This window comes from Allorhizocola rhizosphaerae (assembly GCF_003426775.1).
Taxonomy (GTDB): Bacteria; Actinomycetota; Actinomycetes; order Mycobacteriales; family Micromonosporaceae; genus Allorhizocola; species Allorhizocola rhizosphaerae.
The window spans coordinates 1-24791 of record NZ_QJUG01000123.1 but is presented as its reverse complement, the minus strand read 5'-3'; the positions used below and the strand labels follow the sequence as shown (position 1 = coordinate 24791).

Sequence of the window (24791 nt, the reverse complement as noted above, 5' to 3'; positions counted from 1 at the left end):
CGGGGCGGAGTCGCGGGCTGGGGCGGTTTTGCGGACCTCGGTCAGGATGGCCTTGACGGCGGCCGCGACCGGGATGGCCATGAGCGCGCCGACCAGGCCGAGCAGGGTGCCGCCCAGGAGCCCGGCCAGCAGCACGCCGACTGCGGGCAGATCCATGCGCCCCTGCATGACGCGCGGCGCGATGATGTAGTTTTCCACCTGCTGGTAGATCACGAAGAACAGCAGCACCAGCGCAGCGTTGGGCCACAGCCCGTTGGCGATGGCGGCGACGACAGCGCACACGACGGCCGCGAGCGAGGCGCCGATGAGCGGGATGAACGCGAAGAGGAAGACCAGCAGCGCCAGCGGCAGGGCGAACGGCACGCGCATCAGGGTGAGCGCGAAGTAGGCCACGGCCGCCGCGATGGTCGAGACCAGCAGGCCGCCGATCATGTAGTTGCCCACCTTGTCGACCACCACGTCGACGATCTGGTGGGCCCGCTCCTGGTAGCGCCGCGGGAAGAGCCTCGGCACCCACCGCCGGATGCGGGGCAGGTCGGCCATGAAGTAGATGGTGAGCACGAGCACGAGCAGCGTCGAGGCCAGAACGCCCAGGAACCGGCGGAAGAAGTTGAGCACGCTGGTGCCGATGCGCTGCGGCAGGTCGGCCGCGATGCGGGTGAGGTGCTGGTCGAGACCGTAACGATCCGACAGCTCGCGGAATGTCTGCGACCGCTCGTCCAAAGCGGACACATAGCCCGGGATCTTGTCGGGTATCTCCGATGCCTCACGCACCAACGGCGGCCCGACCAAGGCCATCACCGCCGCGACGCTCAGCAACGCGATGAGCAGGATGATCGCGACCGCGAACGGCCGGCGCACCCGGTGGCGCACCAGCCAGCGGGTGGCCGGGTCGAGGCTGACCGCCACGAACAGGGCGACCAGCGCCAGCACCAGGATGTCGCGCACGGCCCAGACGGCTTGGATGGCCACGAACACGGTGAGCAGGCCGAGCCCGGCCACCACGGCCCATCGGTAAACCGTGCCGAGCCCCGGCCACGGGCCAGATCCGCTGCCATCCCGTTCCATGGGGTCCATTATGGGGCCCGGGGTCCGACACTTCCGTCGCATCCGACGCGCAAACCCAAGTAAGTTTCATCCATGTCTCGCCGACTCGACTGGCCCGCCTGCCGCAACGTCCGCGACCTCGGTGGCCTGCCCACCACCGACGGCGCGTTCGTGCGCGACCGGGCGCTGATCCGCGCCGACAGCCTGGACCGCCTGACTCCCGACGGCCTGCGCCTGCTCAAAGAGCTCGGCGTGAGCCGCATCCTGGACCTGCGCAACCCTGACGAGGCGGCGGTCACCACGCACCCGTTCTCCGCCGACACCGACCTTTATCGCCTGGTCCCGATGATCGATCCGCGCCGCGAGCGGCTGCGTGACCGCAGCAAGGAGCGCACGCTCGGCGACGTCTACGCCAACAGCCTGGACCGCAACGTCAGGTCCATTGTGGACGGATTGGCCAGCCTCGCGGACGCGCCGGACGGGACGGTGGTCGTGCACTGCGCGGTCGGCAAGGACCGCACCGGCATGATCGTCGCCCTGTCGCTGAGCCTGGCCGGCGTGCCCGACGACGTCATCGCCGAAGATTACGCGCTCAGCGCCGAGTGCCTGCGCGAGGAGTTCGAGCTGTTCCTCGCGGGCGTCTCCGACGAGACCGAGCGGGAGCGCCTGCGCGACCGGATGAGCAGCCGCCCGGAGACCATGCTGCACATGCTCTCCCACCTCAGGAAGCAGCATGGCGACGCCGAAGGCTACGCGCTCGCCCATGGCCTGAGCCCGGAGCACATCAAGCGCATCCGAGACAGACTACGCACCGACTCCTAGGGGATTCCCAACAGCCGTGCGGCATTGTGCCAGCAGACCGCGCGCAGCCAGTCATCGCCCAGATCCAGGCGCGCCAATGCCTCGATCTGATGCGCGTACGAATAAGGGATATTGGGGAAGTCCGATCCGAGAAGGATCTTGCCGGCCAGCCCGAGCTCCCTCACCATCGCCATTTTTTCTTGTGGGTACGGTGCAAAGCCCTCCACAAAGTCGGTGAAGGCCATGGTCGTGTCCAGGTGGACCCGCTCAAACCGATCGGCAAGCTCAAGAAACTCCGCGTACTCGGGGGTGCCCATGTGCGCGATGACCGCCGTGAGCCGTGGATGCCGCTGCAGCACCGCCTCAAGGGGCCCCGGGCCCGTGTGTCGGCCCGGCAGCGGCCCCGATCCGGCGTGCGTGATGACTGGAGTCCCGCTGTCCGCCAGCATGCCCCACACCGGGTCCAGCAGTTCATCGCGCGGGTCGAACGCCCCGACCTGCACGTGCACCTTGAAGATCCGGACCCCGGCCGAGAGCGCCTTCTCTACATATACCAAGTTATCTGACTCGGGATAGAATGTGGCCGATGGGATGCACGCCGGATTGTTCCGGGCGAACTCCAGCGCCCATGCGTTCAGCTCGGCCGCCATGCCCGGCCGGTGCGCGTAACTGAGCGCCGGATAGGCCCGCACACCCAAATCCGCCAACTGCGCGACCCGCTCGGCATCCGACCCGCGATAGGTGATCGTCCAAAACACACTGTCGAAATAGGACCAGACCTTGCGTAGCATGCGCTCGGGATAGAAGTGCACATGAACGTCGATCAGCCCCGGCAGCCCGAGTCCACGCCAGAAATCCGGTAGTTCGCCATCGCCCAGCACAGCCGCTATATTAAGGAGTTCGCGGAAAAAGAAAAGGGACGCCAATAGGCGTCGCGATAGTTGCAGTTTAGGGGACTGGGGGCGCACTTGTCAACGGATGCCATCGCCGAAGAGCAATGGACCATCTCGAACCTGTACGCACGCCTTGACGACCTGCGTGAGCAGGCCAAGCGCAGGTTGAGCGAGAGTCTGCTGGGTCCGAGCGGCGGCACGCATCAAGCGCGATCCGAGCGCGATTCGACCGCCGCGATGTATGCGCAGCAAATCAGGCAATGGGAGGCCGCCGAGCACGGCCTGTGCTTCGGGCGGCTCGACTATCTCAATGGTGAGCATTTGCATATCGGCCGCATCGGGATATTCGACGAGGAGAACGATTTCGAGCCGCTGCTGGTCGATTGGCGCGCGCCCGCCGCCCGCCTGTTCTATCTGGCCACGGCCGCCTCGCCGGAGCGCGTGCGGCGCCGCCGCCACATCCGTACCCGCCTGCGCAAGGTGATCAGCGTCGACGATGAGGTGCTTGATCTCCGCGAGGCGCAGCCCCAGCAGGCGAGCAGTGAGGGCCTGGTGTCCGAGGCCGCCCTGATGAGCGCGCTCAACGAGGGCCGGACCGGCCGCATGCGCGACATCGTCGAGACCATCCAGGCCGAGCAGGACGCCATCATCCGCTCCGACATGGGCGGCGTGCTCGTGGTGCAGGGCGGGCCGGGCACGGGCAAGACCGCGGTCGCGCTGCACCGGGCGGCCTATCTGCTCTACACGTTCCGGGAGGCGCTCACCCGGCAGGGCGTGCTCATCCTGGGGCCCAACGAGACGTTCCTGCGCTACATCTCACAGGTGCTGCCCGGCCTGGGCGAGACCAGTGTGCTGCTTTCGACCCTTGGCGACCTGTTCCCGTCGGTCACGGCCCGGCGCGGCGAGCCGGCCGAGGTCGCCGCGCTCAAGGGCAGCCTCGAAATGGCGCGCGTCCTTCGCGATGCGCTGGCGGAGCGTCAGCGGGTACCGGAAACGGAAATTCACATTCTTTTGTCTGACACCCATGCCGGGTTCGGCTATGAGCGCCACATGATCACCGTCGATCCGGCCGTCATCGAGCGGGCGCGGGACCGGGCGCGCCGCAGCGATCAGCCGCACAACCTGGCCCGGCCCGTCTTCGTGCAGACGGTGGTCGATGCCCTGGCCCGCCAGGTGGCCGACGAGCTGGGCGACGATCCCTACAAGGACGATCCGCTGGGCGAGAACGACGCACCGGGCGTGGGCCTGCTCGACGAGGCCGACGTGGCCGTGATCCGGCGCGAGCTCATGGAAGACTCCGAAGTGGACAGAGCGCTGGACGAGTGGTGGCCGCTGCTCACCTCGGAACAGCTGCTGACCTGGCTTTACGAGACCACCGACAACGAGCTGCTGCGCCGCGCGCCCGGCGGCGGCTGGACCCTGGCCGACGTGCCGCTGCTCGACGAGGCCGCCGAGCTGCTGGGCGAGTCGGACGCGGACGCGGCGGCGCGTAAGGAACGCTTGCGGCGCCAGCGCATCGCGTACGCGGAGGGGGTGCTCGACATCGCCTCCGGCTCGGTGTCGACCGACATCGAGGTCGACGAGGAGGCCGAGTTCCTCACGGCCGGCGACGTGTTGACGGCCGCGCAGCTGGCCGAGCGGCACATCGACGACGAGGTGCTCACGGCGGCGCAGCGGGCGGCGGCCGACCGGCGCTGGACGTTCGGGCACGTGATCGTCGATGAGGCGCAGGAGCTGTCGCCCATGGCGTGGCGCCTGCTCATGCGGCGCGCGCCCAACCGGTCCATGACGATCGTCGGCGACGTGGCACAGACCGGCGACCTGGCCGGCGCGTCGTCGTGGGGTGACGTACTCTCGCCCTATGTCGGGGATCGTTGGCGGCTGGCCGAGCTGACCGTGAACTATCGCACGCCCGCCGAAATCATGGCGTTCGCGGCCGAGGAGGCCTTGGCGCACATCGACCCGTCGCTCAAGCCGCCGCGATCGGTGCGCGAGACGGGCGTGCAGCCGACCGTCCACAAGGGAGTGTCAGACTGGCGCAAGTACGTCAATGACGAGGACGGCAAGGTGGGTGTGATCCTGCCGGTGAGCGCGCAGACCGACGCCTTCGACCTGGACGAGCGGGTGTCCTGCCTCACCGTCCGGGAGGCCAAGGGGCTCGAGTTCGACTCCGTCGTCGTGGTCGATCCTGGCCGCATCGTCGCCGAGTCGCCGCGCGGCTACAACGACCTCTACGTCGCGCTGACCCGGGCCACACAGCGCCTGACTTTGGTATATCCAGAGATCTAACTCTGTTCAGGCGAAGCCGTGTTTTTGCGTGGTTGGGGTCGGCCACGAAGTGGTCCGAGCGCAACCACTGCGGGAAGCTGAGGTTTAGCTCTGTTCAGGCGAAGCCGTGTTTTGCGTGGTTGGGGTCGGCCACGAAGTGGTCCGAGCGCAACCACTGCGGAAAATACAGCTCAGCGCTGGTGGCGGGTGCGCTGCGTCGGCATGCTGGTGCGGCGCTGCTCAGTGACGGTCGCGCCCCGCCGCAGCGGAATCACGGCCCCCGCAGATGATGGGGCCGAGGTCGCCGGTGCGGCGGGCTTGCCTGCCGCGGCGTCGTTGATGCGCTTGGTCACCTCGGCTGTGAGGCGGCGATTGACCGCGGTGGCCGACAGCGTCGAGTCCTCGCGCAGTTGGGCGTCCCGCTCGTCCGACAGCGAACGGCCCCACAGGCTGGCGGCCGCCGCGATCACGATGATCTCGGGCACGCCGAGCTGGCGGGCGAGTTTGGCCTCCGTCGAACCGCTTCCGGCCTCGGCCCGGCCCAGTGTGCGCACGTCGACATCGGCGAGGTTGGCCGCACGTACCGTCCGCATCTTCTCGACCGCCTCCGCGTTGGAGGCCATCAGCATCGCGGTGGCGTCGTGCGGCACCTCGCTGACGGAACGTTTGAACGGGCTGCCGACGACCACCTCGCGCAGATAGGAGGCCAGCACCGGGGAGTGCGCCGAGGGGTTGAGCATCACGGATTGTTCACCCATCAGCAGGTCGGCCAGGGTGATCCGGCGGGTCAGGGCAGCGCTGAGCACGATCGGCATGGTCAGCAGTTGCTCGCTGGTCAGCGACTTCTGGCCCTGCTCAATCGCTTGCAGCCAGGCGGGTGACCACCCGAGACCCATGGCCGAGGCGGCCTGCGCGACCCGTTCGATCGGGACCCGCGCCTCGTTCCGCAGTCTTGACAAGTTGTTGGCGATCAGCTCACGGACGGTAACTGCAGCCTCGACCTCCACGGGCGGCCTCATTTCCTCTGATGCAACTTTCCAAACATCCCACTATCGTGACTCGACGTGACGCTGAGACGAGTATTCGCCACAGTCGCCTTTTCTACTGTGTTTGCCCTCATGATGGGGTTCGTGTCGCCGGTTTTGGCGCAACCGACGCCGGCGCCCCCCAACGAGGGTGGACCGCAGAGCATAGCCACCCTGCGGGAAAATCTCGAGATCGCGGTCACCGGATATATCGAGGCGGAGCAGAAACTGGAGGCGTCCAAGTCCAAGCAGGCCGAGGTGCAGCGGCAGCTCACCCTGGCCGAGCTCGACATGACCCGGGTGAAGTTGGCGGTCAGCAAATACGCGGCCGAGGCCTACCGCACCGGACGGCTCGGTACGATCGGCATGATGCTGCAGGCGTCCACTCAGGACGAGCTCATGGAACGGGCGGTCGCGCTGAACAAACTGGCACAGTACGACCAGGCGCGGATGGCGCAATACCTGGCGGCCAAGCGGCGCACCGAGGAGGCCAAGGCCGAGATCGAGCGGCTGATCGCCGAGCAGAACGCGGCCGTCGACGAGATGAAGCGCCGGCAGACGGCGGCCGAGCGGGCCCTCGCGGTCGCCGGCGGCACGCCCGTGCGCGTCGATGTCGACGCGGCCACGCTGCCCGACGCCGAACCGGCGCCGCGCAATTCCGACGGCACGTGGCCCTCGCAGGGCCGGACGGTGAAGGATCCGACCACCGGGAGCATGATCACGCCTCGGCTGCTGCACGCCTACAACGAGACCAGGCGGCTGGGGTGGACGCGATACGTTTCCTGCTATCGCTCGGGCGGCCCCTACGAGCATCCCAAGGGACGCGCGTGCGACTGGTCCACGTCGCCGGACCGCAGTTTCGAGGGCACGGCCAAGCTGGCCGACAAGGTCTACGGCGACCGGTTGGCCTCGTTCTACGTCAAAAACGCCAAAGCCCTCGGCGTCATGTACGTAGTCTGGTATTGCACGATCTGGCTCTACGGATCGGGGTGGCGCAAATACAATTCCAGCGGTTCCCGATGCGGCGACTCGCCCAACGTCGACCACACCAACCACGTCCACTTGTCGGTCTATTGAACACGCTGCTGGTGGTCGTGCTGGTGCTGGCCGGGGTGCTGGCCCTGCTCTGGCTCGGCCAGCGGCAGCTGATCTACTTTCCGAGTACCGGTTTCGTCCCGCGCGATGTCGAGTTGCGGACGTCCGACGGGCTGACGTTGGGTGCGACGCTGGTCCGGCCGCCCCCGTCCGGGCCGGACAGGCGGCTGGCCGTGCTGGTGGCCAACGGCAACGGCGGCGACCGCACCGGGCGCATGCCGCTCGCGCATGATCTGGCGGGCCGCGGGTTCACGGTGCTGCTCTTCGACTACCGTGGATATGGCGGAAACCCCGGCAGCCCAAGCGAAGCGGGCCTCTATCGGGACATCAGGGCCGCATATGCCCATCTCACCACGCTCTTTCCGGCCGAGCGAATCATCCTGTTTGGAGAGAGCCTCGGCGGCGCGCTCGTCACCGACCTGGCCGCGCAATCGCCTGTCGGCGGCGTCGTGCTGCGCTCACCGTTCACCGACCTGGCTGCGGTCGGTGGGCGACATTATCCATTCCTGCCCGTCAGGCTGCTGCTCCGCGACAAATACCCGTTGATTGAAACCATTTCCCGGGTACCGGCTCCGGTCATCGTCATCCTGGGCAGCGCAGACTCGATCGTGCCGCCTTCGCTCAGCCGCGAGGTCGCCGCGCGGGTCCCGCGTCTGGTGGGCTTGGTGGAGGTGCAGGGGGCCGACCACAACGATCCCGAGTTGTTCGACGGCCCCCAGATCATCGACGCGGTGGACCGGCTAGCTGCCGAAATATGAGTACGTGCTGTCGATGATGGTCCACGTGGTGGCCGTGACCTGCTCCTCGATGGACACCCTGACGTGCCGGATGTCCGTGCCCGAGTAGTCGTCGCGGTCCACGGTCCACTCGTGGTGGGAGTTGTCCAGGGCGCACACCGTCCCGCCGTACACGGTCGTGATGTAGTCGCTGGCCGTGCCCGCGTCAGGGCCGTCGTCGGAGTAGTAGTCGATGCGCATCCGCACACAGTCGCCGGCGGCGCTCTCCATGTGCAGGTTGCCGCTCAGGTGCGGGCGGATCTGGCCACCGTCCAGGTTCCACACGATCTGGCCGTAGCCGATCGGGCTCCCGTTCGACCAGCCGGAACTGCCGAACCCGATGCCCCACACGCCGCTACCGTCGCTGTCGGCCACCTTCACGGTCGTGTCGATGAACGTGTGCAGCGTCGACCAGTCGGAGCCGACGATGTCGTACGTCCCGTCGGGCAGCTGCACCTCGATCGACACCTTGACCTTGCCGATCTTGTTGCTCGTGTACGGGCGAAGGTTGACGCTCCAGGCGTTGTAACCGTTGTCGGGCGCGCAGACCGTGCCGCCGTAGCGGGTCGTCAGGAACGTCGTGGCGCTGGTGTAGTAGTCGATGCGCATGCGCGCACACTCGTTGTTGACCCCGGCCAGGTGCAGGATTCCGGTCAGGTGCGGAGTCAGGTCGTTCTCGTCGACCAGCCATTCCACCGGCCCGGTCTGGCTCATCTCGTTGCTCTGGTAACTTCCGTCGCCGAAGTCGAACCCGACCGCGTCGACCTTGACGCCGTCGGTGTCGAGCGTCCGTTCGTCGGCGTGCGCGGGCGCGGCCAATCCGCCCGCCATCAGCGCGACGGCGAGCCCGGTGAGCCCGGCCCGCCGCAACCATCTCAGTGTCGTCATGCCCACAGACCTTGCAGTCGTCGATCACGGTGGCGTCATGGTCGCGTCAGTGAGCGGTCGTGTCGGTGAGCGGTCGTGTCAGCGGCGCGGTCGCGTCAGCGGCGCGAGAGCACGAGGACGCGGGAGTCGACCTGAGGGGGTGGGGTGAAGGCGGTGCGGGGGAGCGGGCGGCCGGGCACGGCGTGCCAGCGGGCGCGGGAATCCCAGCGGCTGACGATTCTGTGCACGAAAGCGCGTTGCAGCACCAGATGCGCCGAAACGAGCCGCGACGAACGGGCCGTGAGCGTGCGCAGCAACTCGCTCGAAACCGCGTACGGCGGGCTGGACACGACCTTAAACGGCTTGTGCGGCAACAACAATTCGCGTGCGTCGACGTGCACCACCGTGACCTGTTCGCCTGCGAACCGCTCGCGCAGCCGCGCGACCCGGCCCGGGTGCAGCTCGATGGCCAGCACGCGGGCACCGGCCCGCACGAGCGGGGCGGTCAGCGCGCCCGTGCCCGCGCCAATGTCGAGAACCAGGTCGCCGGGGCGGATGCCGGCGTCGGCGACGACGCGCTCGGCCCAGTCAGCGGAGAGCGGATGCCAGCCCCACGCCCGGCGGGAGCGTCCGCCGGCGCGCACGGCGCACCATCACGAAGAAGAATTGCACGTAACCGAAGGTACGTGGGCTTGACCGGTACCCTCAAATGGTTTTAGAAATCATCATGAACAAAGTGACCGGCCTCATGGTTGTTGGCGGCATCTATCTGCTCGCGGCGCTGGCGGGTTGGGCGACCGTGGCGGTGGTGGGGTCGGGCGCGCATCCGATCGAGGCGTTCTTCTACGCCGATGTGGTCGGCACGGTGGTGGTGTTCGCCGGGTCGATGGTGCTGTCGAATTCGAGCGTGTACGACCCATATTGGAGCGTCGCGCCGCCGCTGATCGCCGGTGCATGGACACTGTCGGCTGTGGACGGTGTCGCGGTGCGGCAGGTGCTGGTGCTCGTGCTGCTGCTCGCCTGGGGCGTGCGGCTGACTGCCAACTGGGCCGTCGGCTGGGGCGGGCCGCGCCACGAGGATTGGCGCTACGTGCAGATCCGTGAGCAGACGCACGGCCGGCTGCCGTGGTGGCTGGTGACGTTCACCGGGATCCATATGATGCCCACGCTGGCCGTCTATCTCGCGCTGCTTTCCGCCTGGCCCGCGCTGGCGGGCAGCCGCCCGATCGGCTGGCTGGACGGGCTGGCCGCTGTGGTCATGCTGGGCGCGATAGCCCTTGAGACCATTGCGGATTTGCAGCTGCGCCGGTTCGCCCGCGATCCGGGCAACGCCGGACGCACTGTCGACATTGGACTTTGGCGGCGCTCGCGGCACCCGAACTATCTCGGCGAGATCGGGGTGTGGTGGGGCCTGTGGCTGTTCGGCCTGGCCGCCGACCCGTCGTGGTGGTGGACCATCGTCGGTCCAATCGCGATGGTGGTGCTGTTTGTGGGCGTGAGCATTCCGTTGATGGAGAAGCGTTCGCTGGCCCGCCGCCCCGATTATCCGGTGTATCAGCGGGATGTGCCGATGCTGATACCGTTCGTGAAATGACGGGCGAGCTGCATCACGTCGAAATCTGGGTCCCTGACCTGAAGAGGGCGACCACGGCTTCGAGGTCGAGCTCGTCGCCGACGCCCACTGAGGCAACGGTTCGCGGGAGGCCAGCCAGTCTTGCGGGATTCCGGCGGCGCCGGTGTAGGAACCCACCACGCCGCCAACGATTGCGGAGGTCTTGTCAACGTTGCCTGCCGCCACGGCGATTGCGATCGCTCCCGCCACGCCCTCAGGGTGCGCGTGCGTCACCCGCGCCGACTTGGCCGCCTCGGGCTACAACTGGCGCAGCAATGGGCTGGGCGTTTGCTGCGCCACCGAACCGCTGCGACGACCCGCCACGGCTACAGCTTCAGCCCCAGATAGGTGAGCGGACCCGGCTCGGGCACGTCGATGACATGCATGCCGATCCGGTCGTAGAAGGCCCGCGCGGCCGTGTTCTCCGTGACCATGCCCAGGTGCACGGCCGGCGCATCGGCCGCGCGCAGCGCCTGCGCCAACCGGTCGACCAGGCGGCGGCCGTGGCCTCGACGCTGATAAGCGGGCAGAAGATCGATGTGCAGGTGCGCCGGGTGCTCGGCTAGCTCGGGCACGATCATCCGCTCCGGCCAATGCAGCAGGTGGCGCATGACCTCATCGGCGTCGGCGGGCTCGCCAACCAGCGGCGGATAACGGTCGGTCACCAGCGGCAGCCACTCCGCGCGGAACCGCTTGACGAACGTGGCGGTGTCGGCCGTGCCCAGCACATAGCCGACCGGCCGGTCCCGGTCATCGGTCAGAACGAAAGCGAACCGCGGCTCAAGATGCGCGTAGGGGCCAGCGAAGATCTCGGGCAGGATCCCCGGATCGCGGTAGTGCGGGCGGGCATCGCCGCCGTTGTGCGCCGTAAGGATGCATATCTCGTACAGCGCAGCGCGATCGGCGGGGCGGTAGGGACGGATGATCGACACGTGTCCAGCGTATCGGATCCGAAACTTTCCGAGAGTTCCGAAAGTTTCGGCCGGGGTCCGGTGTGAAGTGCCGGACCCCGGCCGCGCATTGTTCGAAACTTACGAAGCCGTACAGGTGTAGCCCGAAGGCACGGCGGTGTTTCCGTTCGGGCGGCTGACCTGGAAGCCGAACGTGGTCGACTGGCCGGGCCCGAGGTTGCCGTTGTAGCTCATGTTGCGGGCAGTCACCGCGCCGGAGGTGGGCGAGATGGTGGCGTTCCACTGCCCGGTGAGCGAGTGTCCACTTGGGAGGGTCAACGTGACCGTCCAACCCGTGATCGCGGACGTGCCCGTGTTGGTGACGGTCACGGGCTGGACCACGTAGCCGTTGCCCCATTGGGTTTGCACGGTGCCCGTGGCCGAACACCCGCCCCCGCCGGAGCCGGGCTGTGTGGTCACGTTGACCGTGGCCGAGTTGGCGGACGTGTTGCCGGCGGCGTCGCGTGCCCGCACCGCGAACTGGTATGCGGTCGACGGGGACAGGCCCGTGACGGTCGTCGACGTGCCGGCGACCGTGTTGGTCACCGTGCCGTTGCGGATGATGTCGTACCCGGTCACGCCCACGTTATCGGTCGACGCGGTCCAAGACAGGTTGACGCTGTTGGACGTCACGCCCGAGGCGGTCAGCCCGGTCGGCGTCGTCGGGGGCTGGGTGTCGCCGCCCGGATCCCCGTCGTCGAGCGCGTCGTGCACGGCCGTGTAGGCGGGCTTCGGGCTGTAGTTCGTGTCGTAGATGAGCGCCTGGCCCTCGCCCTGGAACGTGTCCGGCACCCACGAGTACCGGTCCGTGAAGCCCCAGATGGTCACGCCCGCGCAGGCCGTCGACTGCATGCAGCCGTCGACGATCTGCGTGTAGTACTGGTTCTGCCGCGTGATCTCGGCCTGGTCGGCCGGGAGCGGGATCCGGACGTCAAGCTCCGTGATGCGCACCTGCACCCCGAGCGCGGCGAAGCGGGCGATGTTCTGCGTGTACTGACCCGGGAAGCCGAACTGCACGGCCAGGTGCGCCTGGAAGCCGACGCAGTCGACGGGCACGTTTTGCGCGCGCAGCTGCTGGACGAGGTTGTACATGGCCGTGCTCTTGGCGTTGATGCCCTCGACGTTGTAGTCGTTGATGCACAGGCGGGCGTCGGGGTCGGCGGCGCGGGCGAACCGGAAGGCGTCGGCGATGTAGGACTGGCCCATGGCATTGAGCCAGAAGCTCTGACGCAGGCTGCCGTCCTCGTTGAACACCTCGTTGACGACATCCCACGATTCGACGATCGGGTCGTTGGCCCACCGGCCGACCACGCGGGAGATGTGGTCCTGCATCGCGGTGCGCATGGCGGTGCCGCTGAGGCCCTGCACCCAGCCCGGGGTCTGGCTGTGCCACACGAGCGTGTGGCCGTGCACGCGCTGATTGTTGGCCTGGGCGAAGGCGACGACCTGGTCGGCGCCGGTGAAGTTGTACTGGTTGTCCTGCGGCTCGGTGGCGTCCCACTTCATCGCGTTTTCGGCGGTGACCTGGTTGAACTCCGAGCCTGCGATGTTGCGGTACGCCGTCTCGTTGGCCAGGGGACCCGTGGCCGCGGCGTAGCCGATGAACTTGCCTCGGGCGGCCGCGTGGGAGCGCAGCGTGCCGCTGGCGGAGGCCGGTTCGGGTGCGGTGACTATCGCGACCGCGAATCCGGTGAACAACGTCAGGACGGCTAAAGGCACGAGCCGTCTGGATGGGACGGACATTTTGGACCTCCCTGATGGGGCGACATCGATGGAAGCGCTCCCATTCTGCGGGCACGCGTGGCCTGCGTCAACGCACTACCGGAAACTTCCGAAACCGATCAGTCCGCAATAAGCGATTCGGCCCACCGCCGGGCCGCGCTTTCGGGTGCCGTGTCGCAGTAGCGGCGGAACAGGTCCCGGCTCTCCTCGCGCAGGACGCCGCCGTGCAGCACCGGCATCGCGAACCACTCCACGGGCGGATCCGGACGCCAGTGCGCCGCGATGCCGGCCCCGCCATCGCTGGGCGATTCGAGCGCGTAGTAGACCTCCCGCACGCCCAGCGCCATGGCCGTGCCCAGGCACATCACGCACGGCTCAAGGCTGACCGCCAGCCGAAGCGGATGCGACCGCTTGCTCCAGCCCAGCGCCTCGTCGGCCTGGACCATCGCGAGCAGGTCGGCATGCACCAGCCGGCGCCCGAGCGTGTGCTCCTGCGTGTAGGCACGCCCGACGATCTCGTCGCCCATGGCCACGACGGCGCCGATCGGTTGCTCGCCCGCGAGCAGTCCCGCCTCGGCCACCTCCAACGCGGCGCGAACCAGGTCCTGAGGTGTCACTTGGGCGGGGCGGTGCTGTCGCGGATCACCAGCTCGGTGGCGAGCTCGATGCGCGGGCTCTCGATCTTTTCGCCCTGCGCCACACGCAGGATGGTGCGCGCCGCGAGCAGGCCCATCTCGGCGAGCGGCTGGCGGACCGTGGTGAGCGGAGGCGAGGACCAGCGCACCTCGGGCAGGTCGTCGAAGCCGATGACGCTGACGTCGTCGGGCACGCGCAACCCGCGCTGCCGCACGGCCTCATACACCCCCAGCGCCATCTGGTCGCTGGAGGCGAAGATGGCCGTGGGCGGGTCGGGCATGGCGAGCAGGGACGTGCCGCCGGTGAAGCCCGACTCGTGATAGAAGTCGCCCTCGCGGATGAGCTCCTCTTCGAGCGGGATGCCCGCGGCTTCGAGCGCCGCGCGATATCCGTCCATCCGGGCCCGGCTGCACAGCAAGCGCGGCAGGCCGGCGATGAAGCCGATGCGGCGGTGGCCGAGCGAGATGAGGTATTCCGTGGCGCGCAGGCCGCCGGTCCAGTTGGCCGCGCCGACCGTGGGCACGTCCAAGGACGGGACGCCGGCCGGGTCGACGACGACCACGGGCACGTTGAGCCGGCGCAGCTCGGCGTGGAACGGCGGGGCCAGGTCGGACAGCACGAGGATGACGCCGTCGCTGGCCCGCGCCCGCAGGTTTTGCATCCACTGCCGGGTCGGCGCCGAGCGCCGGTGGATGGCCGAGACGACCGTGCCGATGCCGGAGGAGTGGGCGACCTCCTCGACGCCCCGGATGATCTCCACGGCCCACGGGCTGTCCAGGTCATTAAACACCAGGTCGATCAGGCTTGCCGTCACGGACGGTCGGGAGGAGCGCCGGCGATAGTCGTGCTGGGTCAACAACTCCTCGACCCGCTGCCGCGTGCCCGGCGCGACGTCGGACCGCCCGTTGATGACCCGCGAGACCGTGGGCACGGACACCCCCGCCTCGCGGGCGATCGCCGCGATCGTTACCTTGCGCTCTTCGTCTATGGCCACCGCTAACCCTCCAAGTGCGTGAACCTGGGGCTCAGCCTACGTCCGAAACTTTCGGTCGCGCACCCCCGACTGTAGAGGGTTGACCGCCGGACGTGTTGGCTTTAGCGTTCCAGACGACTAACGGAAATATTCCGGAAATTGACGGAAGGAAACCGGTGGTGAATGCGACGAGACGTATTTGGGCCGCTGGCACGCTTGCCGTGGTCCTGTTGCTACCTATGAGCTCGCAAGCCTTAGGTGGCCCCGAGATCGACGGTGGCAGCCCCGGGACCCTTCGGCACCTGGCCGCCCGCAATCACCTGAGCATCGGCACCGCCGTCGACATGGCCGCTCTCGCCAGCGACCAGGTCTACCGCGAGCGGATCGCTCGGGAATTCAACAGTGTCACCGCCGAAAACGTGATGAAGTGGTCGGAAATCGAGCCCCAGCGGGGCCAGCTGAACTTTGCCCCAGCGGACGAACTCGTGGCCTTCGCCCGGGCCAACCACCAGCGAGTTCGCGGGCACACTCTGGTCTGGCATAACCAGTTGCCCGAGTGGCTGACCTCAGGCGTTGCCGATGGCAGCATCGCTCCCGAGGAGTTGCGCGGCATCCTGCGCCAGCACATCCTCGATGAGGTCGGCCACTTCCGCGGCAAAATCTACCAGTGGGACGTCGTCAACGAGGTGATCGACGACAACGGCAACCTGCGCGACTCGATCTGGCTGCAACAGCTCGGGCCGGGTTACATCGCCGACGCCTTCCGCTGGGCCCGCCAGGCCGACCCCAAGGCCAAGCTGTACCTCAACGACTACAACGTCGAGGGCATCAGCGCCAAGAGCACCGCCTATTACAACCTCGCCAAGCAACTGAAGGCCGATCGCGTACCGGTGGATGGCTTTGGAATTCAAGGGCATCTGGGCGTGCAGTATGGGTACTATCCGGCAAGCGCGGTCGCCGAAAACCTCCGGCGGTTTGAGGCGCTGGGCCTGGAAACCAGTGTGACCGAGGCCGACGTGCGCATGATCATGCCGACGGACAACGCCAAACTGCAGGCGCAGGCGCAGGGTTACAGCACCCTGATCCAGGGCTGCCTGCTGGCGAGGCGCTGCACCTCGTTCACCGTCTGGGGGTTCACCGACAAATACTCGTGGGTGCCCGGATTCTTCGAGGGCGAGGGCGCGGCAAACCTGCTCGACGAGAACTTCAACAGCAAACCCGCATACGACGAAATGGTCTCCGTGCTGACCCTTGCCGCACGATGACCATGGAGCCGTGGCGCGATCCCTCCCGCCCCGTCGACGAGCGCGTCGCCGACCTGATGCGGCGGATGACGCTGGCCGAGAAGATCGCCCAGCTGTATTCCGCTTGGGTCGGCGGGGGCAACGATCCCGTGGCGCCCGAGGGGCAGCGGCCGGAATGGGACTGGCACCAGCTGATCGAGGACGGGCTGGGCCAGCTGACCCGGGTCTTCGGGACCGCACCGGTGACGCCTGAGGAGGGCGTGCTGCGGCTGGCCGGGATGCAGGAGGCGGTGGTGAAAGCCAACCGCTTCGGCATCCCGGCCATCGCCCACGAAGAATGCCTGAGCGGTTTCACGACCCTGAGCGCGACGATCTTCCCGACGCCGCTGGCGTGGGGTGCGACCTTCGATCCCGATCTGGTACGAGACATGGCCGCGCTGATCGGGCGGAGCCTGAAAACCGTTGGCGTGCAACAGGGCCTGGCGCCCCTGCTCGATGTGACGCGCGATCCGCGGTGGGGGCGCACCGAGGAGACGATCGGCGAGGATCCCTATCTGGTGGCCACGATCGGCACCGCATATGTGCAAGGCCTCCAGTCGGCGGGCGTTGTCGCGACACTCAAGCATTTCGCGGGCTATTCGGGCTCGCGCGCCGGGCGCAACTTCGCGCCGGTGAGCATGGGCAGGCGCGAGTTCATGGACGTGGTCTTGCCGCCGTTCGAGATGGCCGTGCGCGACGGGCGCGCGCGTTCGGTGATGCACTCGTACTCCGAAGTGGACGGTGTGCCCGCCGCGTCGGACACGTGGCTTCTGACCGACCTGTTGCGCGGGGAGTGGGGGTTCACGGGCACGGTGGTGGCCGACTACTTCGGCATCACGTTCCTGCAGACGTGGCACGGGGTCGCGGCCGACATCGCCGACGCGGCCCGGATCGCGCTGGGGGCGGGCGTCGACGTGGAATTGCCCAATGCGCTTGCCTATCTCACGTTGACCGACCGGGAACTGGTGGATCGCGCGTGCGAGCGGGTGCTTCGGCAGAAGTGTGAGCTCGGCCTGCTCGACCCCGACTGGGCTCCGCCCACTGCCGACGGCGACATCGACCTGGACCCGCCGGAGGCACGCGAGCTCGCCCGCCGCGTGGCCGAGGAATCCGTTGTGCTGCTTGCCAACGACGGCACGCTGCCGTTGCGCGACCTGAAAAGGCTCGCCGTCGTCGGGCCGCTCGCCGACGATCCCAACGCGATGTTCGGCTGCTACACCTTCCCGCGCCACGTGGGGCTGCACCACCCGGGCACGCCGATCGGGGTGGACGCGCCGACCGTGCTGCAGGCGTTGCGCCAACGGCTTCCCGGCGCCGACATCGTCCACTCGCGCGGCTGTGACGTGCGCGAGCTCGCCACATCTGGATTTGCCGATGCGGTGGCGGCGGCGAGCCGGGCCGAGGCGTGCGTGATGGTGCTCGGCGATGTCGCGGGGCTGTTCCAGGCGGGCACGTCGGGGGAGGGATCCGACGTGGCCGACCTGGAACTGCCCGGTGTCCAGTCGGCTCTGCTGGATGCCGTGCTCTCCACCGGTACCCCATTGATATTGGTTTTGATGTCCGGAAGGCCATATGCCTTGGGGCGCTTCGCCGACCGCACCGCCGGCATCATCCAGGCGTTTTTCCCCGGCCAGGCGGGTGGCGCGGCGGTGGCATCGGTGCTGACCGGCGACGTCTGCCCGTCCGGCCGGCTGCCGGTGAGCCTGCCCCACGACCCCGGTGGGCAGCCGTGGACCTATCTGATGCCGAAGCTGGGCTACGCCACCGATGTCAGCTCGGTCGATCCGACGCCGCTGTTCCCCTTCGGGCATGGGCTGTCATACACGAGTTTCGATTGTAAGATCGATAAAGACCATTATGATGTGGGTACCGGCGACAGCCTCGCCTTCCGGGTCGAGGTGCGCAACGTCGGGCCGGTGGCCGGGGCCGAGGTGGTGCAGATCTACCTGCGCGACCCGGTGGCGTCCGTGACCCGCCCGCTGGTGCGGCTGATCGGCTACGCGCGGGTCGAGCTGGAGCCCGGCCAGACCCGGCGGGTGGAGTTCGAGTTCCATCCGGATCTGGCGTGCTTCACCGGCCGGGACGGGCGTAGGGTGGTCGAACCCGGCCTGGTGGAACTGCGCGTCTCAGCGTCGAGCCAAGCGGTACACAGAGTAATCACGGTGAATCTGGTGGGGGATGGGCGCGTGGTTGGCCACGAGCGCAGGCTGACGATGGGAGTGTCCATTGCGGACGGTTGAGATCGCTTTCGTCGGGACGGGAGGCATCGCGGGACTGCACGCGGCCTCCCTTGATCCACGGACGCGGCTGGTAGCGGTCGCCGAGGTGGTCGACGAGTTGCGGGAGGCCTTCGCGCGCAAGTGGAACGTGCCCCGCGCCTATGCCTCGCTCGACGCGATGCTGGAGGTGGAACGGCCCGATCTGGTGCACCTGTGCACCCCGCCGGGCGTGCACCACGATCAGGCCATCGCCTGCCTCGAACGAGGCATCAAGGTGCTGTGCGAGAAGCCGCCCGCGCTCTCGCTGTCTGAAATGGACTCGCTGGCCACGTTCGACGGGTTCGCCACGGTGTCCCAGCACAGGTTCGGCGCGGGTGCGGTCGGCCTGCGCGAACTGGTGGCGGGCGGCAACGCGCGGCTCGGGCGGCCGATGACGGCAGTGTGCCACACGCTGTGGTACAGGCCCGACGCATACTTCGACCCGCCGTGGCGCGGGTCGTGGGAGCACGAGGGCGGCGGGCCCACCATGGGCCATGGCATCCACCAGATGGACACCATGCTGTCGATCCTCGGGCGGTGGGAGTCGGTGGTGGCCGTCGCGACCCGCCGGGCCCGGCCGACCGCGACCGAGGACCTCTCGCACGCCATCGTGACGCTCGAAAACGGTTGCGTGGCAAGCGTGATCAACAGTCTGCTGTCCCCGCGCGAGACGTCCTACCTGCGGTTCGACTTCGAATACGCCACCGTCGAACTGACCCATCTGTATGGTTACGGCGACGACAACTGGGCGGTGACGAGCGACGACCCGTCGCTGGCGCCGCTGCTGCGCGGCCGGGGCAGCGGCCACTCCACGCAGTTCGCGGCCGTCGTCGACGCGTTGCTGGCGGGCGAGCCGCTGCCGGTGGCCGCCGCCGACGCCCGTGACACGCTGGAGCTGATCGCCGCGATATACATGTCGTCGTACCTTGGCCGGCCGGTGCACCGGGGCGAGATCGGCCCCGACTCGCCGTTCTATCACCGCATGGATGGAGGTTTCGGTGTTGCAACTAGTCCATGAATCCGACGAATCGCTGTCCATCGACCACGGCGGCCAGCGCCTGCTGACCTATGCCTACCAGCCCGATTCGCCGCAGTTGGAGTCCCCCCGGCCATACTTCCACCCGGTGCACACGCTCGGCGGCGAGCTGGTGACACTGTTCCGCCCGGAGGATCACGTGTGGCACCGCGGCATCGCGTGGTCGCTGCCCAACGTCGGCTCGGCCAACTTCTGGGGCGGGGTGACCTATGTGCGCGATCAGGGATACGTGCAGCTGCCCAACAACGGGGCGATGCGGCACGAGGCGTTCCTGCGGCTGTCGCCTAACACCGTGGCACACCGGCTGCACTGGGTCACCGAGCAGGGCGAGGTGTGGTTCCGGGAGCTGCGCCGGTTCGACGTGAGCGTGTTCGAGGCGGCGGGGGTGTGGGTGCTCGCGTTCGCCACGGCCATGACCAACGTCAGCGGGCACGAGATCGCCATCGGCAGCCCGACCACCGAGGGGCGCGACAACGCCGGATACGGCGGGCTGTTCTGGCGCGGGCCCGAGTCGTTCGTGGGCGGGCGGGTCTACCTCGACTCGCGGGTGGGCCGCGACGAGCTGATGGGCGAGCGTGCGCCCTGGATGGGCTACACCAACGGCAAGGCCACGCTGGTGTTCGTCGACGCGCCCGAAAACCAGGGGCACCCGACGCAGTGGTTCGTGCGGTCGGGCATGTTCGCGTGCGTGTGTCCGGCGCCGTTCTTCAGCAAAGAGGTCCGCCTCGACGACGGCGAGAGCCTGCTGCTGCGCTACGCGGTGGTGATCAGTGACGGCGACCCGGGCGTCGACGGAGCCGCCGACCTGGCCGCGCTGGGCGACGCGACACTGTCCACCTTGGATGCGGAGATGCACGTCAAAGTGGCCTAGGTTTCTTCGGGCGAAGCCGTGCTCTTGGGCACGGGTGGACTCGGCCGCGTAGCGAACCGGGGCTTCGCGCTCACCGCCGCCCCGTCCAGAGCGATGCAAGGCCCTTGCGGGCTGGGCCGAGGCCACTCCCTGCGGGATTGACAGCGTAGGCTCGCGGGTGTGATTGGGGTCGAGGAGGTCGACGGCGTCGCGCCGGCGCACGGCAAGATCAACGCGCTGGGTGTCGAGGTGTGCCGGCGTTGAACCCGACCTCGCTCGCCGAGTCGGTGCGGTTGGCCGCATCGCTGCAGGCGTGGCTCGGCCTGCGGCTGTCCTTTGTGGACCGCGACGCCGATCAGATCACCGAGCTGGTGACGGGGGCGGTGGTGGACTGGGGCAGGGATTCGGGCTGGCGGGTGTATCGCAAGGCGCGCAGCGTGTTCCCGCTGCCCCCGCCGTACCAGGACCGGCATTCGTTCGTGGATGTGGGCATCGCGCGGGCCGGTGCCGCGCCCATCGTGGTCGAGGTGGACCGCTCGGATCGCAAGCGCACACTGGAAAAGCTGGCCGCCGAGGCCGCCGCCGGGCGGGTGGCGCTGTGGGTGCGGTGGGGCACCGGCCCGTTCACCGAGCCGATGCCGCCCGTGCTGCTGGTGCCGTTCGCGGTCGAGGCGCGGCGGGGGCGGGTTTATTCGACGCCCATTGCTGGGCCGCCTGCGCCCGAGCACAGCGCTGTCGATGTGACAGAGGGCGAGCAGGCCGAGCTGTTCGGCGAGTGACTCACCCGGTGAACTCCGACACCTCGTAATGCTCGACCGTGCGGTCGTAGTCCGGGGTCGCCGAAGCGCGCCACGTGCGTGCAATCGTCATGGCCCAACTTTCACACATACTTGGCTTGCTCAGGGCGCCCATTCGACGAGCATCATGGTCGCGTCGTCGGCCGGTGGGCCGCCCTGGTGTTCGAGCACGGCATGCGACAGCCGGCGCAGCGTCTCGGGCGCGGGCAGCTGCGCGGCGGCGCCACGCTCGGCCATGTCGATCAGCCTTGGCACGCCGAACTGATCGCCCTGTATGTCCCGCGCCTCCACCACGCCGTCGGTGTAGAGCAGCACGCGGTCGCCCGGTTCCAGCGACGTTTCGGCGTATTCGGCCGGCCCGGTGCCCAGGCCCAGCGGCAGCCGGCGGGCGTCGTCGAGCTCGGTGACGGCGTGATGCCGGCGCATCAGCACGGGAGGCGGGTGACCGGCGTTGACATAGCGCAGCAATCCGGTGTCGATGTCGAGCTCGGCGAGCACACCGGTCGCGAAACGCATGTCGCCGAACGATTCTACCAGCGCGGCATCGCCGGCCGCGGCCACCTCGGCCAGTGGCAGCCCATTGCGCCGGGCGGCGCGCATGGCCGACATCGCGGTGACCGAGGTGATCGCGGCCTGCAGCCCCCGCCCCATCGCATCTATCACCGTGAAACGCGCGAGCCCGCTCTGTACCGCATAATCAAAACCGTCACCGCCCACGTCGTAGGCGGGCTCAAGGATGGCCGAGACGACAAGGGAGGGGCAGCTGAAGGTCAGCGGCGGAAGCATCGCCAGCAGCAACTCGCCGGAGGCAGACATATTTCTGGTACGGCGCCCGCGGTGCAGCGCGTCGCCATACGGAAACTTGGTCGCGAGCAGGTGCGCCAGCAGCGACGCGAACAGCCCCGCTCGGTGCAGCGTGTCTCCGTCATCGCCGGCGATGAGCTCGACCACGCCCAGGCGCTCGGTGTCATCGAGCAGCGGCAGCCACCACCGGTCGGCTCCCGAGGCGTGCCCGGTTTCGACAGTTTTGACCGATTGAATGGCGCTGAACGCCCGGCCCGCCAGCGTGCCGTCCACGGGCAGGGACTGGTGGGGCGGTTGGCCTGTGTGCGGCAGCGGGTGCAGCTCCCGCTGCTCGTGGTCCACCAGGTAAACCGTCATCCGGGCACGGAGCGGCGCGAGGGCCGTGTTGGCCACATCGGCGAGCTCCTCCGGAAGCGCGAACTGGGCACGGGACAGGAAATCCGTCATCGCGCGATCCCAGAGCCGATCGTGATCCGCCATTGCTCCACCTCACCGACGGGTGTGCTCGTTCTCACGGTATCCCTCGCAGCCTTACCGTTTCAGCGTAGGTCTCATCCGGGTAGTCCAGGTGACGATGAGTGAGGCGTTTTCCGACGGGCCGTCGGACCATCTGAACCTCCGGCTCGTCGAGCGCCCGGGTGGGTTGCTCGAAGCGGCGCTGGTGGGTGAGCTGAGCTTTGCCACCAGTAAGCCGCCGCTTGAGCTGCTGATGGACGCCATCGAGCGGGGCGAGACCCGGCTGGTGCTCGACCTGAAAGAGCTCGGCTTCTGCGACTCGGCCGGCCTGCACATGCTGGTTCGGCTGCACGAGGCGGCCGGGTCGGCGGGCGGGTGGCTCCGCCTGGTCAACGTGCCCGATCAGGTGCTGCGCATCATCAAGGCCACCAACCTCGACCAGCTGCTGGACGCCCAGGGGGAGCCGCGCAGGCAATGAGCTTGGGTCGCTAGACCGGCGTGGCCCAGTAGACGAAGCTGTCGCCGTGCCGCACGAGCATGAGCACCAGCTGCAGGTCGTCGGCCGAATACGGGCCGGTGTCGGGCAACAGACCGTGAAACCACAGCAGACCGGACTCGGGATCCGGTGATGCCGCGCTGGGATTGTGTGTGAAGCCATTGGCATCCCGCCTCCCGATCACGCTGGACAGCCACGGATATCGGGCGGGCAGCACGAGACTCCAACGTCCGTGCCAAAGGGCACCATCGGCTCCATAGAGTGTGATCGCGGCGTTGGTGCGCCGGTCGAAGGCAAACAGCTGGTAGCTTGCCCCGGCCGGGGCAGGTCGGGTTACGTCGACCCGGCCGATGAGCGCCGTTGGCAGGGACTCGGGCTTGGCGGTGTGCGGGAGTTGGAGTGGGTCGGGCTCGAGGCCAAGCTCGGCGCGCGCGGCGGGCATGGCATCGAGCCGCACAACCCGGATGTGGGCGCTGGGGCGGGCTTCCTGCGGGCGCAACGGTGGCTCCTGGGCCAACCTGACCGGGGCGGCCCACGCTATCGGCACCGCGGCGATCAAAGCGACGGCACACCATGTCGACGCACGTCGGCGATCCCACGTAGTCGCCGTGTTTATCGCGAATGCGAGCATGGCGATGCACACGAGCCACACCGCCGGATAGAGCTCGGCTGCTTCGGTGTAGGGACCCGGGACAGCACGCATCCATGATTGGGCCAGGCCCAGCAGGGCAAGGGTCATGCCGCCGACAGTCAAGCCCCGCACAGCATCCGCGGACGTTGCTGACGCCAGTTCCGGCTCGGCCTCGCGCAGACCACTTCGACTCGCCAAGCGCACCATCACACCCAGGACGAGGGCTGTCGCCAGGGCACCTGATCCCCAGCCGAGCAACGTCTCGTAGCGGACACCTTCGCTGCGCAGCAACACCGCGGCCATCGTCCACAACACCGTGACCACGCCCAAGGCCACGGGCATCCGGCTCCACGCCTGTCCAGGGTGAGCGACGCGGATGCCCCCGCTGCGCTGGGCGAGCTCGACCGCGACCGCGCCGGCGAACCAGCCGACAAGCAGCGGCACGAACCCGAGCTCGACCCGATCGTCCGGAACCGACGCGAACAGCCCGATGCCCGCCGCGACAAGCACACCGGCCACCCGGGCACGCCTGCGGCCGGCCAGATAGGCACGCAAACGATCGCGGCTGGCGGCCGTCAGATCCAACGAATAACGAGCAGATCCAACGAATAACGAGCGACGAATCGATCCAGGCGTGCCTGCGACACGGGCACCGCGAGCAACCATAGCCCGACCCCGAAGATCCCAAGGACTAGCAGCACAACGATTGTCGGCATGGTCATCCCCGTAGTCGGCTGGCAGGTGCCATGACTCTAACCGATGCCGACAACGACACCCCCGCAGGTCAACATACCTGTCGACAATCTGGCGGCGCCCTCGGCGGGATTGGAAAGACGTCCGGAGCGTCCGCAAACACCTGCTGACGCAGGCCAAGAAACGCCATGCCCGCTGGCCGCAATGTCCGACCGGCGGACATGTCGGCATTGGACAATCTGCAGCCGATTGCCCCGTAAGGCGGCTGGCCTAGCGTTCAATCGATGATGGCGGAGCATCCACCTCGATCGGATCGTCCGGTGCGGCCAGCGTTTCCACGCCCAGCAAAGTGTCGGTGGTCTGTGGCCGCCGAACAGCTCGACCGGGTCGGCCTGTCCAGTCGCCCGGCTGGATGATTTCCACTGCTATCGACACGGTCTCTCTGCCTTCAGGCGCGATATCACCGATTCGAGCTGTTGACCTCGCCGAGGTTACGCCGGGCCGCTTTCCTTGGCGACGACGGCGGGCTTGGACGTGGAGACGTAGATTTGGCTATGGTTTTGATGATGGAAAGCTTGGCGGACCTGTCCGCATTGGACAGTCTGCGGCCACGGTACCCCCAGGTGCCCCACGACCAGCTCGGCCGTAAACCAAGCAACGCGACGGCACGGCGACCGGCCCGGTGATGGCCGAGTGGACCTACGACACCGTGATGAAAGGACAGCTGTCCGCGTCGACCCGCTACGTCGGCGCCGCCTGCTGACCGCCTTCGCCTCCACCACACCGGCCGCCCCGCCCACCGGCCACCCCCGCCCCCACCTC

At 68.0% G+C, this 24791-nt stretch carries 22 protein-coding genes and 1 pseudogene; 11 read left to right on the top strand and 12 right to left on the bottom strand.

Going from position 1 to position 24791, the window contains the following annotated elements; genetic code table 11:
- The coding region (locus DM816_RS24885; RefSeq protein WP_162907801.1) for an AI-2E family transporter at nt 1-1068 on the bottom strand (1068 nt) is incomplete at its 3' end.
- Nucleotides 1069-1140: 72 nt separating this feature from the next.
- Between DM816_RS24885 and DM816_RS24880 the strand changes: the two genes are divergently transcribed.
- Nucleotides 1141-1869 (top strand): tyrosine-protein phosphatase, encoded by a 729-nt coding sequence (locus tag DM816_RS24880; RefSeq protein ID WP_117212817.1) that lies wholly within the window; start codon nt 1141-1143, stop codon nt 1867-1869.
- Here the strand turns inward: DM816_RS24880 and DM816_RS24875 are convergent.
- A complete protein-coding gene (locus DM816_RS24875; protein ID WP_425455274.1) occupies nt 1866-2738 on the bottom strand; it encodes an amidohydrolase family protein in 873 nt (290 codons plus the stop codon). The genes DM816_RS24880 and DM816_RS24875 overlap by 4 nt on opposite strands.
- A gap of 78 nt (nt 2739-2816) precedes the next feature.
- Here DM816_RS24875 and DM816_RS24870 point away from each other — a divergent pair, with 78 nt between their 5' ends.
- Nucleotides 2817-5030 (top strand): HelD family protein, encoded by a 2214-nt coding sequence (locus DM816_RS24870; protein ID WP_117212816.1) that lies wholly within the window; start codon nt 2817-2819, stop codon nt 5028-5030.
- Between the two features lie 170 nt (nt 5031-5200).
- Here DM816_RS24870 and DM816_RS24865 read toward each other — a convergent pair whose 3' ends face one another.
- Nucleotides 5201-6016, bottom strand: coding sequence for a hypothetical protein (locus DM816_RS24865; protein WP_117212815.1), 816 nt, complete (start codon nt 6014-6016; stop codon nt 5201-5203).
- A gap of 123 nt (nt 6017-6139) precedes the next feature.
- Between DM816_RS24865 and DM816_RS24860 the strand changes: the two genes are divergently transcribed.
- Nucleotides 6140-7111 carry a coiled-coil domain-containing protein gene (locus DM816_RS24860; RefSeq protein ID WP_483964159.1) on the top strand — a complete coding sequence of 324 codons (972 nt, stop codon included), beginning with the start codon at nt 6140-6142 and terminating at the stop codon, nt 7109-7111.
- Nucleotides 7108-7887 (top strand): alpha/beta hydrolase, encoded by a 780-nt coding sequence (locus DM816_RS24855; RefSeq protein ID WP_246002205.1) that lies wholly within the window; start codon nt 7108-7110, stop codon nt 7885-7887. Before DM816_RS24860 ends, DM816_RS24855 begins: the two co-directional genes overlap by 4 nt.
- Here the strand turns inward: DM816_RS24855 and DM816_RS24850 are convergent.
- Together DM816_RS24850 and DM816_RS24845 are read right to left on the bottom strand one after the other, a co-directional pair.
- A complete protein-coding gene (locus DM816_RS24850) occupies nt 7870-8793 on the bottom strand; it encodes a hypothetical protein (protein ID WP_117212813.1) in 924 nt (307 codons plus the stop codon). The two genes, DM816_RS24855 and DM816_RS24850, sit on opposite strands and share 18 nt — an antisense overlap.
- Nucleotides 8794-8888: 95 nt before the next feature.
- Nucleotides 8889-9416, bottom strand: a complete 528-nt coding sequence (locus DM816_RS24845; RefSeq protein WP_117212812.1) for an rRNA adenine N-6-methyltransferase family protein — start codon at nt 9414-9416, stop codon at nt 8889-8891.
- A gap of 83 nt (nt 9417-9499) precedes the next feature.
- Between DM816_RS24845 and DM816_RS24840 the strand changes: the two genes are divergently transcribed.
- Complete coding sequence (locus tag DM816_RS24840) at nt 9500-10366, top strand: DUF1295 domain-containing protein (RefSeq protein ID WP_246002203.1); 867 nt, start codon at nt 9500-9502, stop codon at nt 10364-10366.
- Nucleotides 10367-10450: 84 nt separating this feature from the next.
- On the opposite strand, the pseudogene DM816_RS45905 reads toward DM816_RS24840, so the two are convergent.
- From DM816_RS45905 to DM816_RS24820, 5 genes and pseudogenes are all read right to left on the bottom strand, one after another.
- Nucleotides 10451-10639 (bottom strand): annotated as a pseudogene (locus DM816_RS45905) (hypothetical protein); the annotation flags it as partial.
- A gap of 71 nt (nt 10640-10710) precedes the next feature.
- The gene (locus tag DM816_RS24835) at nt 10711-11316 is read right to left on the bottom strand and encodes a GNAT family N-acetyltransferase (protein ID WP_117212810.1); all 606 of its coding nucleotides are present in this window, start codon (nt 11314-11316) and stop codon (nt 10711-10713) included.
- A gap of 99 nt (nt 11317-11415) precedes the next feature.
- A complete protein-coding gene (locus DM816_RS24830) occupies nt 11416-13077 on the bottom strand; it encodes an endo-1,4-beta-xylanase (RefSeq protein WP_117212809.1) in 1662 nt (553 codons plus the stop codon).
- A gap of 98 nt (nt 13078-13175) precedes the next feature.
- Nucleotides 13176-13673 carry a nucleoside deaminase gene (locus DM816_RS24825; protein WP_117212808.1) on the bottom strand — a complete coding sequence of 166 codons (498 nt, stop codon included), beginning with the start codon at nt 13671-13673 and terminating at the stop codon, nt 13176-13178.
- Nucleotides 13670-14686: a LacI family DNA-binding transcriptional regulator gene (locus tag DM816_RS24820; RefSeq protein WP_117212807.1), complete on the bottom strand. Its 1017-nt coding sequence runs from the start codon at nt 14684-14686 to the stop codon at nt 13670-13672. Before DM816_RS24820 ends, DM816_RS24825 begins: the two co-directional genes overlap by 4 nt.
- A 218-nt stretch (nt 14687-14904) precedes the next feature.
- On the opposite strand from DM816_RS24820, the gene DM816_RS24815 reads away from it, so the two are divergent.
- From DM816_RS24815 to DM816_RS24795, 5 genes are all read left to right on the top strand, one after another.
- On the top strand, nt 14905-15930 hold the full coding sequence (locus tag DM816_RS24815) for an endo-1,4-beta-xylanase (protein WP_117212806.1): 1026 nt from the start codon (nt 14905-14907) through the stop codon (nt 15928-15930).
- Nucleotides 15927-18188 (top strand): beta-xylosidase/alpha-l-arabinosidase, encoded by a 2262-nt coding sequence (locus DM816_RS24810; RefSeq protein WP_117212805.1) that lies wholly within the window; start codon nt 15927-15929, stop codon nt 18186-18188. Before DM816_RS24815 ends, DM816_RS24810 begins: the two co-directional genes overlap by 4 nt.
- Nucleotides 18175-19224: a Gfo/Idh/MocA family protein gene (locus DM816_RS24805; protein WP_117212804.1), complete on the top strand. Its 1050-nt coding sequence runs from the start codon at nt 18175-18177 to the stop codon at nt 19222-19224. The genes DM816_RS24810 and DM816_RS24805 overlap by 14 nt, the downstream gene beginning before the upstream one ends.
- Nucleotides 19205-20113: a DUF6807 domain-containing protein gene (locus tag DM816_RS24800; RefSeq protein ID WP_211588839.1), complete on the top strand. Its 909-nt coding sequence runs from the start codon at nt 19205-19207 to the stop codon at nt 20111-20113. Before DM816_RS24805 ends, DM816_RS24800 begins: the two co-directional genes overlap by 20 nt.
- 239 nt (nt 20114-20352) lie before the next feature.
- Entirely contained in the window at nt 20353-20871 is a 519-nt protein-coding gene (locus DM816_RS24795) for a hypothetical protein (protein WP_117212818.1), read from the top strand.
- 120 nt (nt 20872-20991) lie between these two features.
- Here DM816_RS24795 and DM816_RS24790 read toward each other — a convergent pair whose 3' ends face one another.
- Nucleotides 20992-22173: a PP2C family protein-serine/threonine phosphatase gene (locus DM816_RS24790; RefSeq protein ID WP_117212802.1), complete on the bottom strand. Its 1182-nt coding sequence runs from the start codon at nt 22171-22173 to the stop codon at nt 20992-20994.
- 94 nt (nt 22174-22267) lie between these two features.
- Between DM816_RS24790 and DM816_RS24785 the strand changes: the two genes are divergently transcribed.
- Nucleotides 22268-22627 carry an STAS domain-containing protein gene (locus DM816_RS24785; protein WP_117212801.1) on the top strand — a complete coding sequence of 120 codons (360 nt, stop codon included), beginning with the start codon at nt 22268-22270 and terminating at the stop codon, nt 22625-22627.
- A 10-nt stretch (nt 22628-22637) separates the two neighbouring features.
- Here DM816_RS24785 and DM816_RS24780 read toward each other — a convergent pair whose 3' ends face one another.
- The gene (locus tag DM816_RS24780; RefSeq protein WP_117212800.1) at nt 22638-23861 is read right to left on the bottom strand and encodes a hypothetical protein; all 1224 of its coding nucleotides are present in this window, start codon (nt 23859-23861) and stop codon (nt 22638-22640) included.
- Nucleotides 23862-24791 lie beyond the last annotated feature (930 nt).

Excerpts from the sequence above, each read along its gene's own strand:
- DM816_RS24880 (WP_117212817.1), top strand. The coding sequence starts at position 1,141 with ATGTCTCGCCGACTCGACTGGCCCGCCTGCCGCAACGTCCGCGACCTC.
- DM816_RS24850 (WP_117212813.1), bottom strand. The coding sequence starts at position 8,793 with ATGACGACACTGAGATGGTTGCGGCGGGCCGGGCTCACCGGGCTCGCC.
- DM816_RS24840 (WP_246002203.1), top strand. The coding sequence starts at position 9,500 with ATGAACAAAGTGACCGGCCTCATGGTTGTTGGCGGCATCTATCTGCTC.
- DM816_RS24830 (WP_117212809.1), bottom strand. The coding sequence starts at position 13,077 with ATGTCCGTCCCATCCAGACGGCTCGTGCCTTTAGCCGTCCTGACGTTG.
- DM816_RS24815 (WP_117212806.1), top strand. The coding sequence starts at position 14,905 with ATGAGCTCGCAAGCCTTAGGTGGCCCCGAGATCGACGGTGGCAGCCCC.
- DM816_RS24810 (WP_117212805.1), top strand. The coding sequence starts at position 15,927 with ATGACCATGGAGCCGTGGCGCGATCCCTCCCGCCCCGTCGACGAGCGC.
- DM816_RS24790 (WP_117212802.1), bottom strand. The coding sequence starts at position 22,173 with ATGGCGGATCACGATCGGCTCTGGGATCGCGCGATGACGGATTTCCTG.
- DM816_RS24785 (WP_117212801.1), top strand. The coding sequence starts at position 22,268 with ATGAGTGAGGCGTTTTCCGACGGGCCGTCGGACCATCTGAACCTCCGG.